The sequence below is a fragment of the Pseudomonas sp. GM60 genome (genome assembly GCF_000282415.1).
GTDB lineage: Bacteria > Pseudomonadota > Gammaproteobacteria > Pseudomonadales > Pseudomonadaceae > Aquipseudomonas > Aquipseudomonas migulae.
Window position 1 is genome coordinate 1 of sequence record NZ_AKJI01000008.1, and the last position, 14,433, is coordinate 14,433.

Sequence of the window (14,433 nt, forward strand, 5' to 3'; positions counted from 1 at the left end):
CGCAGGAATGGATATGTACACCTGGAAGAAAATGGTCGGCCATAAGGCCGCCATCGCCAGCAAGCCGGCTCCTACATTTTGAACGTGCACACAACAGGCAACCAGCCTGAATATACCGAGATAGAGGGGTCCCCCTCACAAACGGATATTTCCGCCCACCCCATCTACGACGCTACCCTGAGGAAAACACAGCGACCCAAACCCCCGGGGACTCCATGGAAAGAACCACCGTCAAACCACTCCTGCTCGCCCTAGCCCTCGCAACAACCGCCCCATTCGCACAAGCCGCCACCACCCTGGTCTACTGCTCCGAAGCCAGCCCCGCCGGCTTCGACCCCAGCCAATACACCAGCGGCACCGACTTCGACGCCTCGGCCGAAACCGTCTTCAACCGCCTCACCCAATTCAAACGCGGCGGCACCGAAGTCGAACCCGGGCTGGCGACAAACTGGGACGTATCAAAAGACGGCCTCACCTACACCTTCCACCTGCGCGACGGCGTGAAATTCCACACCACCGACTATTTCACCCCGACCCGCGACTTCAACGCCGACGACGTGCTGTTCACCTTCCAGCGCCTGCTCGACCCGGAGAATGCGTTCCGCAAGGCCTATCCCGCCGAGTCCCCGTACTTCACCGACATGGACCTGAACAAAACGATCAAGAGCGTCGACAAAATCGACGAACACACCGTGCGCTTCAGCCTGAACAACATCGACGCCGCCTTCATCCAGAACCTGGCGATGAGTTTTGCTTCAGTGCAATCCGCCGAGTACGGCGCGCAATTGTTAAAGGAAGGCAAAGCGGCCGACATCAACCAGAAACCCGTCGGCACCGGCCCGTTCGTGTTCAAGCGCTATCAAAAGGACTCGCAGATCCGCTACGTCGCCAACAAGGCGTACTGGAAACCCGAGGACGTGAAAATCGACAACCTGGTGTTCTCGATCACCCCGGACGCCGCCGTGCGCTTGCAGAAACTCAAGGCCGGCGAGTGCCAGGTCAGCGGTTACCCGCGCCCGGCCGACATCGAGGTGATGGATAAAGACCCGAACCTGCGCGTGCTCAAGCAGGCCGGGTTCAACCTCGGCTTCCTGGCCTACAACGTGACACACCCGCCGCTTGACCAGCTCAAGGTGCGTCAGGCCCTGGACATGGCGATCGACAAACCGGCGATCATCAAGGCTGTCTACCAGAGTGCCGGGCAACTGGCGCAAAACGCCTTGCCACCCGCGCAATGGTCGTATGACCCGAGCATCAAGGATGCCCCCCACGACCCGACAAAAGCCCGGGCGCTACTGAAAGAAGCAGGGGTTGCACCCGGTACCACCATTAATTTGTGGGCCATGACCGTGCAGCGTGCCTCCAACCCCAATGCGCGGATGTCGGCGCAGATGATCCAACAGGATTGGGAGAAGGTCGGCATCAAGGCCAACATCGTCAGCTATGAATGGGGCGAGTACATCAAGCGCGCCAAGAACGGTGAACACGACGCGATGATCTACGGCTGGACCGGCGACAACGGCGACCCCGACAACTGGCTCGGCGTGCTCTACAGCTGCGCGGCCGTGAAGGGCAGCAACTACGCCAAGTGGTGCGACCCGGCCTACGACAAACTCGTCCAGCAAGCCAAGGTGTCCACGGACAAACAGCAGCGGGTGAAACTGTATCAACAGGCCCAACAAATCCTTAAGCAACAGGTGCCTATCACGCCAATCGCCAACTCGACGGTGTTCCAGCCGCTGCGCAAGGAAGTCACCGACTTCAAGATCAGCCCGTTCGGCCTCACACCCTTCTATGGTGTGGGTATAAATAAGTAACACCGCGCGCCAACCGGGTGCGCCCAGCGCCCCGGTTGCCCTTCGTCAGTGCGTGGTTTGCACCGAAAAAAATACACGCAAACGGTCAAATGCGCGTCAATTTATACATATGCGACATTAAGGTACGTTCGTGCCACTGTTTAAGGCTTGTGGCCATTCAACATCTTGCATTGGGTATGGCCCCTGCATAAGTATCCGCAGGCACGACTCACGAGGTCGTCCTCAAATTCAAAAATGACAACAAATCATGAGGCCACCATGCTTAAACACGCGGTCATTCCGTTTTTAGTCGGCGCCAGCTTGTTAGCTGCCGCACCTTTCGCCCAAGCGGCGACTAACCTGGTGTTCTGCTCCGAAGGGAGCCCGGCCGGTTTTGATCCTGGTCAGTACACCACCGGAACCGACTTCGACGCCTCTGCCGAAACCATGTTCAACCGTCTGACTCAGTTCGAGCGCGGCGGCACCGCCGTTATTCCTGGTCTGGCGACCAAGTGGGACATCTCCGATGATGGCCTGACTTACACCTTCCACCTGCGTGAAGGCGTCAAGTTCCACACTACCCCGTACTTCAAGCCGACTCGCGAGTTCAACGCCGACGACGTGCTGTTCACCTTTAATCGCATGATTAACAAGGATGATCCGTTCCGTAAGGCGTACCCGACCGAATTCCCGTACTTCACCGACATGGGGATGGACACCAACATCACCAAGATCGATAAAGTCGACGACCACACCGTCAAGTTCACCCTCAAAGAAGTAGATGCCGCGTTCATCCAGAACATGGCCATGAGCTTCGCCTCGGTGCAGTCCGCCGAGTACGCAGCCCAGCTGCTCAAGGAAGGCAAAGCCGCCGACATCAACCAGAAGCCGGTCGGCACTGGTCCGTTCGTGTTCAAGAGCTACCAGAAAGACTCCAACATCCGCTACACCGGGAACAAGGACTACTGGAAGCCTGACGACGTCAAGATCGACAACCTGATCTTCGCCATCACCACCGACCCGTCGGTGCGTATCCAGAAGCTGAAAAAGGGCGAGTGCCAGATCACTCTGTTCCCGCGTCCGGCCGACCTGAAGGCGCTGAAAGAAGACAAAACCCTGAAAGTGCCTGACCAGGCCGGTTTCAACCTGGGTTACATCGCCTACAACGTGATGGACAAGATCAAGGGTGACGACAAGCCGAACCCGATGGCCCAACTGAAAGTGCGTCAGGCACTGGACATGGCCGTCAACAAACAACAGATCATCGACTCGGTTTACCAGGGTGCAGGTCAAAAGGCCGTCAACGCCATGCCACCGACCCAGTGGTCTTACGACACCACCATCGTGGATGCTCCGTACAACCCTGAGAAAGCCAAGGAGCTGCTCAAGGAAGCCGGTGTGAAGGAAGGCACCGAAATCGTTCTATGGGCAATGCCGGTGCAGCGTCCGTACAATCCGAACGCCAAGCTGATGGCCGAGATGCTCCAGGCAGACTGGGCGAAGATCGGTATCAAGGCCAAAATCCAGAGCTACGAATGGGGCGAGTACATCAAGCGCTCCAAAGGCGGCGAAAACGGCGCGATGCTGATTGGCTGGAGCGGCGACAACGGTGACCCGGACAACTGGCTGAACGTGCTGTTCGGCTGCGACTCGCTGCAAGGCAACAACTTCTCCAAGTGGTGCGACAAGAAGTTCGACGGCATCGTCAAAGAAGCCAAGCGCACGACCGACCAGGGCAAGCGCACCGAACTGTACAAGCAGGCGCAACACGTCCTCAAAGACGCTGTTCCAATGACACCTATCGCTCACTCGACGGTGTTCCAACCCATGCGCAACGAAGTGCAGGATTTCAAGATCAGCCCATTCGGCTTGAACTCCTTCTACGGCGTTAGCGTCAGCAAATAAGATTTGGCAACGGCGACGTTTTTGACGTCGCCGTTGCTTTTTCTACCGAGAAAGCAGGAAACAACCTACATCCTATTCCGCTGAGCATTACAGCTGCGGCGTCGGACGCGTTGCCCTTTCCTACGAGTCTTTAGGACTCTACGCATTTACTGCCAGACTCGCGGCTCTTACCGTCGGGTTCTGACCAGTGCACGCGTGGGTTCTCGGTTATTGCTGCACATCATGGCTTGAGATCAGTGACGCCTCCACGTCCCCGGACGGGACAGCGGCGCATTGAAAACACTTAGCGAAAGAGAAAAGGGAGCGTCATGCGCCATACCTTGGTTTTATCCGCATTGCTGGGCACCGGCCTGCTGGCCGCCACTTCCATCAGCCAGGCCGCCAACAACAGCCTGGTGTTCTGCTCCGAAGGCAGCCCGGCTGGCTTCGACACCGCGCAGTACACGACCGCGACCGATAACGACGCCGCCGAGCCGTTGTACAACCGATTGGCAGAGTTCGAAAAAGGCGCCACCAACGTCGTACCAGGCCTGGCAAAGAGCTGGGATATTTCCGAAGACGGCCTCAAGTACACCTTTCACCTGCGCGAAGGGGTGAAATTTCATACGACCAAGTACTTCACGCCGAGCCGTGATTTCAACGCCGATGACGTGCTGTTCACCTTCAATCGCATGCTCGATCCGCAGCAACCTTTCCGTAAGGCTTATCCAACCGAGTTCCCCTATTTCAACGGGATGAGCCTGAACAAGAACATCGCCAAGGTCGAAAAGACCGGGCCGCTGACCGTGGTCATGACGCTCAACAGCGTGGACGCCGCGTTCATCCAGAACATCGCCATGAGCTTCGCTGCCATCCTGTCCGCCGAATACGCCGACAAGCTGCTGGCCGAAGGCAAGCCGAGCGACATCAACCAGAAGCCGATCGGCACCGGGCCGTTCGTGTTCAAGAGCTACCAGAAAGACTCCAACATCCGTTACAGCGGCAACAAGCAGTACTGGGACCCGAGCCGGGTCAAGCTCGACAACCTGATTTTCGCCATCAACACCGACGCGTCGGTGCGGGTGCAGAAACTCAAGGCCAACGAGTGCCAGATCACCCTGCACCCACGTCCTGCCGATGTCGAAGCGCTGAAGAACGACGCGAATCTCAAGCTCATCGAAAAGCCTGGCTTCAACCTCGGTTACATCGCCTACAACGTGCGCCACAAGCCATTCGACCAGCTCGAAGTGCGCCAGGCGCTGGACATGGCGGTGAACAAGCAAAGCATTCTCAACGCCGTTTACCAAGGCGCCGGTCAACTGGCGCAAAACGCCATGCCGCCGACCCAATGGTCCTACGACGAGACCATTAAAGACGCCGCCTACAACCCGGAAAAAGCCAAGGAACTGCTCAAGGCTGCCGGCGTGAAAGAAGGCACCGAAATTACCCTGTGGGCGATGCCGGTTCAGCGTCCCTACAACCCCAACGCCAAGTTGATGGCCGAGATGCTCCAGGCAGACTGGGCGAAGATCGGTCTCAAAGTGAAGATCGTCAGCTACGAATGGGGCGAGTACATCAAGCGCACCAAGAATGGCGAGCACGACGTCAGCCTGATTGGCTGGACCGGTGACAATGGGGACCCGGACAACTGGCTCGGCACGCTTTACAGCTGCGACGCCATTGGCGGCAACAACTACTCCCAATGGTGTGATCCGGCTTACGACAAGCTGATCAAGCAGGCCAAGGTCGTCACCGACCGTGACCAGCGCACCGTGCTTTACAAACAGGCTCAGCAGTTGCTCAAGCAGCAAGTGCCGATCACGCCTGTCGCTCACTCGACGGTCAACCAGCCGTTAAGCGCCAAAGTCGAAGGATTCAAGGTAAGTCCTTTCGGCCGCAACGTGTTCTCGGGCGTCAGTATCGACAAATAACCGATTAGCCAAAAAAACGCTGGGGGCGGATTCCGCCCTCACGCAAGCGTATTGCCGTTATTTGCCGATCAGGCCGACAGCAAACGTTTGCGAAGCCTTGTATGAGTTCCAAAACCAATAGCCGGATCACAAAAAAAGACCGGTATAAAAAAAGAAAGAAAGGAGCTTCACCCATGAAACTGAGCAGCACCGCGTTATTGGCCCTGGCCATCAGCAGCGTTACCGCCACGGCCTACGCTGAGTCCCAGAGTCAGGCTTTCACACCGGTCACCGTCAAGGAAAAGAGCGCCCAAAGCGAAGCCACCGGCTTTGTTGAAGGGCAATCGGTCACCGGTTCCACGCGCAACTGGTATGCGAATGAGCAGCTGAAGCGCGGCGCCAAGTTCCAGTACAACAAAAGTGGCGTATTGACCGACACAGACCGCCGTATCAACTGGGTCCAGGGCACCATCATCAAGTACAACTCGGGCTTTACCGAAGGTACTGTCGGTTTCAGCACCGAGGTCGCGGCCTACAATGCCATCGCCCTGAATCGTGATCGCGAAGACTTGGCCTCTCGCTTCGGTGGTGCACCGGGTGATCGTCCAAAGGCGGGGTATAACCGTACGCTGACCGAAGAAGGTGGCGATGCCGTAGACCAGTGGAGCAAACTGGGCCTGGCCAACGTCAAGGCCCGTTTCTCCAACACCACGCTGACGGCCGGTCGCCAGAACTTCAGCAGCCCGCAAGTGGACGTCATCGGTAACCGTCCACTGCCTTCGAGCTTCGAAGGTGTGACGCTGCACAGCGAAGAGTTGGAAAACCTGACCTTCGACGTCGGCACCTTCGACCGCAACTCTCCGCGTACCGAACAAAGCCAGCGTAAATTCCGCACCGAATACGCCAACGGCATCGTTGAATCCGATCACATCTACACCGGCGGTATCACCTACACGCCGTTCGCCAGCCTGACCACCAGCCTCTGGGCAACCCAGGCCGAAGACATCTGGAACCAGTACTACGTCGGCGCGTCCCACGTACTGGGCGACAGCTCGGTGCTGAGCCTGACCACCGGCCTGAACTACTACAAAACCCAGGACGAAGGTAAAGCCCTGATCGGCGACATCGACAACGACACCTATTCCCTGTCGTTCGGCCTGACTCACCAGGCTCACTCCCTGACCTTCTCCTACCAGGAAGTGAACGGTAACGAGTACTTCGACTACCTGCACGAAACCAACGGCATCTACCTGGCCAACTCCCTGCTGTCGGACTTCAACGGCCCGAACGAGAAATCCTTCCAGATCGCCTACGGCCTGAACATGGCTGAATACGGCGTGCCAGGCCTGAAGTTCAACATCTACCAGGCTCGCGGCTGGGGCATTGACGGCACTCACTACAACGGCAACGGCGGCGTCAAAGACAAAGGCTACGACGGCATCCAGGCCCAGGATGGCGAACACCACTATGAATACGGTATCGGTGCGTCGTACGCCGTACAAAGCGGCCCGCTCAAAGCCACCGCTATTCGTGCGACTTACACCACGCATCGCGCCAGCGAAAACCAGGCTGACGGCAGCATCAACGAGTTCCGTCTCGTGACCACCATCCCGTTCAACGTTCTGTAATGCACCCGCCGAACGGCTGATTCAGTGACGAATCTACCGTTCGGCTTTTGTCCTTAACTGATTGCAGAGGGCTCTTGATGAAAATGCTTCCCCTACGTGCGGCCATCGCTGCCGCGTTGCTGAGTGTTGCCGTTGGCGTCTCGGCCAAACCCTTGGTGGTTTGCACCGAAGCCAGTCCGGAAGGCTTCGACATGGTTCAATACACGACTGCAGTCACAGCCGATGCGGTGGCCGAAACCATCTTCAACCGCCTGGCGGACTTCAAGCCCGGTACCACCGAAGTGATTCCGGCACTGGCCGAGTCCTGGGACATCAGCGAAGACGGCCTGACCTACACGTTCCACCTGCGCAAAGGTGTCAAGTTTCACACCACCGAATACTTCAAGCCGACCCGCGACATGAACGCCGACGACGTGGTCTGGAGCTTCCAGCGTCAACTGGACCCGAATCACCCGTGGCACAAACTGTCGAGCGTGGGCTTCCCGTACTTTGAAAGCATGGGCTTCAAGGAACTGCTGAAAAGCGTCGAGAAAGTTGACGACAACACGGTCAAATTCACCCTGACCCGCCGCGAAGCGCCGTTCCTGGCCGACATCGCCATGGCGTTCTCCTCGATTTACCCTGCCGAGTACGCCGACCAGCTGCTCAAGGCGAACAAGACCGGCGAACTCAACAACAAACCGGTCGGCACCGGCCCGTTCGTTTTCCAGCGTTACGCCAAGGACGCCCAGGTTCGCTTCAAGGCCAACCCGGACTACTTCCGTGGCAAGCCGCCGGCTGACTCGTTGATCCTGGCCATCGCCACCGACAACAACGTGCGCCTGCAGAAGCTCAAGGCCAACGAGTGCCAGGTTGCGCTGTATCCAAAGCCGGATGACATCCCGAGCATCAAGAAAGACGCCAAACTGAGCGTCGATGAACTGAACGCGATGACCGTTTCGTACATCGCCATGAACACCACGCACAAGTACATGAGCGACGTGCGTGTGCGCAAAGCCATCGACATCGCCTTCGATAAAGAGGCTTATGTCAACGCGCTGTTTGGTAAAGGCAATGCGACAGTGGCGGTCAACCCGTTCCCGGACACGCTGCTGGGCTACAACCACAGCCTGAAAAACCCGGCCCGCGATCTGGACAGGGCCCGCGCCCTGCTCAAGGAAGCCGGCGTATCGGAAGGCACCACCTTCACCCTGTTCACCCGCAACGGTGGCGGCCCGACCAACCCGAACCCGATGCTCGGCGCGCAGATGATGCAGGCTGACCTGGCCAAGGTCGGGATCAAGATCGACATTCGCGTGATGGAATGGGGCGAAATGCTCAAACGCGCGAAAAACGGCGAGCACGACATGGTTTCCGCCGGATGGGCGGGTGATAACGGCGACCCGGATAACTTCCTGACGCCTATGCTCAGTTGCGAAGCCGCGAAGAACGGCGAAAACTATGCACGCTGGTGCAATGACAAGTTCCAGGCGCTGATCGACCAGGCTCGCGAAAAAACCGATCCGGCCGAGCGGGCAGCGCTGTACGAGCAGGCCCAGGTTATTTTTAACCAGGACCAGCCATGGATCAGCATGGCGCACACTAGAATGTTCACCGCTATGCGCAACAACGTAGAGGGCTATCACATTAGCCCCCTCACCACTAATAACTTCGCCACCACCCAGGTGAAGTAGATAAGAAAACTCCCGGTGTCCCTGACTCCAGGGACACCAGGCACGCCTAACCGGCTGATGAGGTACACCAGAAGATGTTTAGTTTTATTGCCCGCCGATTGGGGTTATTGATCCCCACGTTCTTCGGCATCACCTTGCTGACTTTCGCGTTGATTCGCATGATTCCAGGCGACCCCGTGGAAGTAATGATGGGCGAACGACGAGTCGACCCCGAAATGCATGCTCAGGCAATGGAACGCCTAGGTCTGAACAAACCGCTGTATGCCCAATACCTGGACTACATCGGCAAACTGGCTCATGGCGATCTCGGCGAATCCCTGCGTACCCGTGAAAGCGTGTGGAGCGAGTTCAGCTCTCTATTCCCCGCGACCCTGGAACTGTCCATGGCCGCCCTGTTGTTCGCCGGCATCCTGGGCCTTCTGGCCGGGGTGATCGCGGCACTCAAGCGAGGATCCCTGTTCGACCACGGGGTGATGGGCATCTCCCTGGCGGGATATTCGATGCCGATCTTCTGGTGGGGCCTGATCCTGATCATGTTCTTCTCGGTGTCCCTGGGCTGGACCCCGGTGTCCGGGCGGATCGACCTGCTCTATGACATCGAGCCGCGCACCGGCTTCATGCTCATCGACACGCTGCTGGCCGATGACGTCGGTGCGTTCCTCGATGCCCTGCATCACCTGATCCTGCCGGCCATCGTGCTCGGCACCATCCCGCTGGCGGTGATTGCGCGGATGACCCGTTCTTCGATGCTCGAAGTGCTGCGCGAAGACTACATCCGGACCGCCAAGGCCAAAGGCCTGTCGCCGTCGCGCGTAGTGTTCGTACACGGCCTGCGCAACGCACTGATTCCGGTACTGACCGTGGTCGGCCTGCAAGTCGGCACACTGCTGGCCGGTGCGGTCCTGACCGAAACCATCTTCTCGTGGCCCGGCATCGGCAAATGGCTGATCGAAGCCATTGGCGCACGGGATTATCCCGTGGTGCAAAACGGCATCCTGTTAATCGCCTGCCTGGTGATTCTGGTGAACTTCATCGTGGATATCCTCTACGGCTTCGCCAACCCACGCATCCGTCACCAGCGCTGAGATCATGACCATGACCACTCCAGCTTCAACTACAAATCAAGCGGTAACAGTCGATCAAAGCCTGCTGTACCCGTCCCCGTACAAAGAATTCTGGCAAGCGTTCTCCAAGAACAAAGGCGCCGTCGCCGGCCTGATGTTCATGTTGCTGGTGATCTTCTGCGCGATCTTCGCGCCGTGGGTCTCGCCACATAACCCGAGTGAGCAATACCGTGACTTCCTGCTGACCCCGCCGTCCTGGCTGGAAGGTGGGCAAATCCAGTTCCTGCTCGGCACCGATGAGCTGGGCCGCGACCTGCTGTCGCGCCTGATCAACGGTTCGCGCCTGTCCCTGCTGATCGGCTTGTCGTCGGTGGTGATGTCGCTGATCCCGGGCATCCTGCTCGGTCTGTTCGCCGGCTTCTTCCCGCGCATCCTTGGCCCGACCATCATGCGTCTGATGGACATCATGCTGGCCCTGCCCTCGCTGCTGCTGGCCGTGGCGATTGTCGCCATCCTCGGCCCTGGCCTGATCAACACCATCATTGCCATCGCCGTGGTTTCGTTGCCGTCCTATGTTCGTCTGACCCGCGCCGCGGTGATGGGCGAGCTGAACCGCGACTACGTGACCGCCGCGCGCCTGGCCGGTGCCGGTCTGCCACGCCTGATGTTCGTCACCGTGCTGCCCAACTGCATGGCGCCGCTGATCGTTCAGGCCACCCTGAGTTTCTCCTCGGCGATTCTCGATGCCGCAGCCCTTGGCTTCCTGGGCCTTGGCGTACAACCGCCAACCCCTGAGTGGGGCACCATGCTGGCTTCGGCTCGCGACTACATCGAACGCGCCTGGTGGGTAGTAAGTCTGCCTGGTTTGACCATTTTGCTCAGCGTGCTGGCAATCAACTTGATGGGCGACGGCCTGCGCGATGCGCTGGACCCGAAACTCAAGAACGCCGCCTGAGGAGATTCAAATGTCACTGTTAGAAATCAAGAATCTCAACGTTCGCTTCGGCGACAAGAACGCCGTTCCGGTGGTCGACGGGCTCGACATTTCCGTGGACAAGGGCGAAGTGCTGGCCATCGTTGGCGAGTCGGGTTCGGGTAAATCCGTGACCATGATGGCGCTGATGGGCCTGATCGAGCATCCGGGGATCGTCACCGCCGACGCCCTGAATTTCGACGGCAAGAACATGCTCAAGCTCAGCAACCGTCAGCGTCGGCAAATCGTCGGCAAAGACCTGGCCATGGTCTTCCAGGACCCGATGACCGCGCTGAACCCGAGCTACACCGTCGGTTTCCAGATCGAAGAAGTGCTGCGCCTGCACCTGAAAATGTCCGGCAAGCAAGCGCGCAAACGCGCCATCGAACTGCTGGAAAAAGTGGAAATCCCGGGCGCCGCCAGCCGTATGGAGGCCTACCCGCATCAACTGTCGGGCGGTATGAGCCAGCGTGTTGCAATCGCCATGGCGATTGCCGGTGAGCCGAAACTGCTGATCGCCGACGAACCGACCACAGCTTTGGACGTGACGATTCAGGCGCAGATCATGGACCTGCTCCTGGCGTTGCAGAAAGAGCAGAACATGGGCCTGGTGCTGATCACTCACGACCTCGCGGTCGTGGCCGAAACGGCCCAGCGTGTGTGCGTGATGTACGCCGGCCAGGCCGTAGAGGTTGGTCAGGTGCCACAACTGTTCGACATTCCGGCGCACCCGTACAGCGAAGCGCTGCTCAAGGCGATTCCGGAACACAGCCTCGGCGCCTCACGCCTGTCGACATTGCCGGGCATCGTTCCCGGTCGTTACGACCGTCCGCAAGGCTGCCTGCTGTCGCCGCGCTGCCCGTATGTGCAGGACAGCTGCCGTGCGCAGCGTCCGGCCCTTGACCCGAAAAGCAACAGCCTCGCCCGCTGCTTCTACCCGCTGAACCAGGAGGTGGCGTAATGGCCGTCGTACTTACCGCCCGCGACCTCACCCGTCACTACGAAGTGTCCCGCGGCCTGTTCAAGGGCCATGCGACCGTACGCGCCCTGAACGGTGTGTCGTTTGAACTGGAAGCCGGCAAGACCCTCGCTGTCGTGGGCGAATCCGGTTGCGGCAAATCCACCCTGGCCCGTGCCCTGACGCTGATCGAAGAGCCGTCTTCCGGCTCCTTGAAAATCGCCGGGCAGGAAGTCGCCGGTGCTGACAAGGCTCAACGCAAACAACTGCGCAAAGACGTGCAGATGGTGTTCCAGAGCCCGTACGCCTCGTTGAACCCTCGGCAGAAAGTCGGTGATCAACTCGCCGAGCCGCTGCTGATCAACACCAGCCTCAGCGCCGCCGAGCGTCGCGAGAAAGTGCAGGCGATGATGAAGCAGGTGGGTTTGCGCCCTGAGCATTACCAGCGCTATCCGCACATGTTCTCCGGCGGTCAGCGCCAGCGGATCGCCCTCGCCCGCGCCATGATGCTGCAACCAAAAGTGCTGGTCGCGGACGAACCGACCTCGGCGCTGGACGTGTCGATCCAGGCGCAGGTGCTGAACCTGTTCATGGATCTGCAGCAAGAGTTCAACACCGCCTACGTGTTCATCTCGCACAACCTGGCCGTGGTGCAACACGTTGCCGATGACGTGATGGTGATGTACCTCGGTCGCCCGGTGGAAATGGGCCCGAAGAACGACATCTACGAGCGTCCGCTGCACCCGTACACCCAGGCGTTGCTGTCGGCCACACCGACCATTCACCCGGACCCGAACAAGCCGAAGATCAAGATCGTCGGCGAGTTGCCCAACCCGCTGAACCCGCCGTCGGGCTGCGCTTTCCACAAGCGTTGCCCGTACGCGACCGACCGTTGCAAAACCGAAGAGCCAGCCCTGCGCCCTCTCGATAACCGCCAGGTGGCTTGCCACTACGCCGAGCAATTCCTCGACGGCGCGGCGTAAAAAATGTGGGGGGTGATTTTGCTCGCGAAGGCGATATACCAGGTCAACATAAATGTCGACTGACGTACCGCCTTCGTGAACAGGCACCTGCACAGTTTCAATCGTTTCCTTCTACAGGACTGCGCATCAGCCCTGTAGAAGGATTCTTTGTCTGCGAACTACGCCTCGCTGCCGCCTGCGCGGTGGTCGTTGTTATTTAACGGAGCTGAGGAGAAGGTCAACGATAACTTACACGATGATTACATCTACTCCTTCAGCCCAATCAGAGACATCCACGCCGTTAACTTGGCGAGCCGTCATGCGAAAACTCCCTTTTGGAGGCACTTTCGACCAGGATCTCATTGCCCATCGACCTTGAGCATTTACATCAGCGCGGCTGTAAACATTTAAAGGATCGTTATGCTGATGCAATTGGACTGAAGCGCCAGGCAGTCCTCCTCTCCCCGAGATCGTAGGCGGTGACCCCACTGTTCCACCTTGTTGAGGAAGCTCAATAACAGGTTTGGATAAAGGGCTAACGTGACAATAGACAGGGTCTGAATAACCAGAAGCCACACCGTTCAAAACTTGATCTACTGTGAGAGGAAAGTACTTAGTTGGCAAATTCAGGTCGGGTATACACTCCCAACTTCCGTCAACACCCACCGTGGCAGTGCCGTAGAGAATAGCACCACTGCCTGCTTCATATAGGCGAACTGTAGCCCCAGGAGCCCCTTTACCAAAGATCCTTGATCTTGGAGATAGTGCAGAATCTTTTTTTGGAAAGAGAACTTCGGGCGGACTCATTCCCATTATCATATCGCCAGAATATGTCCACCTACTCCAAATCGGCCAGATATAATAGTCGAGTCTAAAATAAAACTTTGTGTTCAGCGGGATTAGATTCGCGGGGACATCATATGAAAACTCACGACCAGACTGCCCCGTGTTCTGGAGTACCACAGTGGAACCTATGATAATCTGCAGCTCCCAGTCACTTGGAGCAGCCACAGTATCAGTTCTTCCGACAATTTCAAAACCAGGTGAAACCTCTCCAGGTTTGGGCTTAACAATATCAGGGCCCTCAAACAACAAAGGAGCGCCTCCTTGCACAACATTCAACAACTCCCTGTGCCTGTTCGCCCAAGGAACCCTACCTTTAAAAGTGCCACTCCCGATTAAGCGAATAGTGGTCTCTCCGGCACTTTCTTTTACCGAAACATCGAATTCAATGACCACAGTCTCTGGCTTAGTAACTGTTACTTTAATAAATCCTTCTTCGACCTCCCCGTACAGCCGCCCTCCGACCTCGTAAAACACCTTGGCTGCACTGCCTGGATGCAAACTGTACTTTTCACTCTCGTACTTCGGAAGATAAAAAATAAATCCTCTTCCGGAATTCGTCCCCTGTAATAGAAAATCTGGATCATCGTCTGAACCAATGAATTCCACTTCCTTAGTCGTGAACTCACCAAAACCTTCAATAGAAGCGTTGAGCTCACCAGTGGTAATTACCTTATATTGCTCGGTCATGTCGTCGACTTCCCTTGCTGATGCATTGTGTAAAACGAACCCGTGGACGCAT

Annotated in this window: 10 protein-coding genes; 9 read left to right on the forward strand and 1 reads right to left on the reverse strand. The window is 57.7% G+C overall.

What is annotated here, in order from left to right:
• Positions 1–215: 215 nt before the first annotated feature.
• From PMI32_RS27455 to PMI32_RS27415, 9 genes are all read left to right on the forward strand, one after another.
• Positions 216–1,817: an ABC transporter substrate-binding protein gene (locus PMI32_RS27455; RefSeq protein WP_008024392.1), complete on the forward strand. Its 1,602-nt coding sequence runs from the start codon at positions 216–218 to the stop codon at positions 1,815–1,817.
• 258 nt (positions 1,818–2,075) lie between these two features.
• Positions 2,076–3,701 carry an ABC transporter substrate-binding protein gene (locus tag PMI32_RS27450; protein ID WP_008024393.1) on the forward strand — a complete coding sequence of 542 codons (1,626 nt, stop codon included), beginning with the start codon at positions 2,076–2,078 and terminating at the stop codon, positions 3,699–3,701.
• Between the two features lie 308 nt (positions 3,702–4,009).
• Positions 4,010–5,611: an ABC transporter substrate-binding protein gene (locus PMI32_RS27445; RefSeq protein WP_008024394.1), complete on the forward strand. Its 1,602-nt coding sequence runs from the start codon at positions 4,010–4,012 to the stop codon at positions 5,609–5,611.
• Positions 5,612–5,784: 173 nt separating this feature from the next.
• The gene (locus PMI32_RS27440; RefSeq protein ID WP_008024397.1) at positions 5,785–7,218 is read left to right on the forward strand and encodes an OprD family porin; all 1,434 of its coding nucleotides are present in this window, start codon (positions 5,785–5,787) and stop codon (positions 7,216–7,218) included.
• Between the two features lie 77 nt (positions 7,219–7,295).
• Positions 7,296–8,891 (forward strand): ABC transporter substrate-binding protein, encoded by a 1,596-nt coding sequence (locus PMI32_RS27435; RefSeq protein ID WP_008024399.1) that lies wholly within the window; start codon positions 7,296–7,298, stop codon positions 8,889–8,891.
• A gap of 74 nt (positions 8,892–8,965) precedes the next feature.
• Complete coding sequence (locus PMI32_RS27430; RefSeq protein WP_008024401.1) at positions 8,966–9,976, forward strand: ABC transporter permease subunit; 1,011 nt, start codon at positions 8,966–8,968, stop codon at positions 9,974–9,976.
• A gap of 10 nt (positions 9,977–9,986) precedes the next feature.
• Complete coding sequence (locus tag PMI32_RS27425; protein WP_008024403.1) at positions 9,987–10,910, forward strand: ABC transporter permease subunit; 924 nt, start codon at positions 9,987–9,989, stop codon at positions 10,908–10,910.
• A gap of 10 nt (positions 10,911–10,920) precedes the next feature.
• Positions 10,921–11,889, forward strand: coding sequence for an ABC transporter ATP-binding protein (locus tag PMI32_RS27420; RefSeq protein ID WP_008024406.1), 969 nt, complete (start codon positions 10,921–10,923; stop codon positions 11,887–11,889).
• On the forward strand, positions 11,889–12,869 hold the full coding sequence (locus tag PMI32_RS27415) for a peptide ABC transporter ATP-binding protein (protein ID WP_008024408.1): 981 nt from the start codon (positions 11,889–11,891) through the stop codon (positions 12,867–12,869). The genes PMI32_RS27420 and PMI32_RS27415 overlap by 1 nt, the downstream gene beginning before the upstream one ends.
• A 228-nt stretch (positions 12,870–13,097) precedes the next feature.
• Here the strand turns inward: PMI32_RS27415 and PMI32_RS30205 are convergent, their stop codons facing one another.
• Positions 13,098–14,381 (reverse strand): hypothetical protein, encoded by a 1,284-nt coding sequence (locus tag PMI32_RS30205; protein WP_008024410.1) that lies wholly within the window; start codon positions 14,379–14,381, stop codon positions 13,098–13,100.
• Positions 14,382–14,433: the final 52 nt, after the last annotated feature.

Excerpts from the sequence above, each read along its gene's own strand:
- PMI32_RS27435 (WP_008024399.1), top strand. The coding sequence starts at position 7,296 with ATGAAAATGCTTCCCCTACGTGCGGCCATCGCTGCCGCGTTGCTGAGT.
- PMI32_RS27420 (WP_008024406.1), top strand. The coding sequence starts at position 10,921 with ATGTCACTGTTAGAAATCAAGAATCTCAACGTTCGCTTCGGCGACAAG.
- PMI32_RS27425 (WP_008024403.1), top strand. The coding sequence starts at position 9,987 with ATGACCACTCCAGCTTCAACTACAAATCAAGCGGTAACAGTCGATCAA.
- PMI32_RS27445 (WP_008024394.1), top strand. The coding sequence starts at position 4,010 with ATGCGCCATACCTTGGTTTTATCCGCATTGCTGGGCACCGGCCTGCTG.
- PMI32_RS27430 (WP_008024401.1), top strand. The coding sequence starts at position 8,966 with ATGTTTAGTTTTATTGCCCGCCGATTGGGGTTATTGATCCCCACGTTC.
- PMI32_RS27415 (WP_008024408.1), top strand. The coding sequence starts at position 11,889 with ATGGCCGTCGTACTTACCGCCCGCGACCTCACCCGTCACTACGAAGTG.
- PMI32_RS30205 (WP_008024410.1), bottom strand. The coding sequence starts at position 14,381 with ATGACCGAGCAATATAAGGTAATTACCACTGGTGAGCTCAACGCTTCT.
- PMI32_RS27440 (WP_008024397.1), top strand. The coding sequence starts at position 5,785 with ATGAAACTGAGCAGCACCGCGTTATTGGCCCTGGCCATCAGCAGCGTT.
- PMI32_RS27455 (WP_008024392.1), top strand. The coding sequence starts at position 216 with ATGGAAAGAACCACCGTCAAACCACTCCTGCTCGCCCTAGCCCTCGCA.
- PMI32_RS27450 (WP_008024393.1), top strand. The coding sequence starts at position 2,076 with ATGCTTAAACACGCGGTCATTCCGTTTTTAGTCGGCGCCAGCTTGTTA.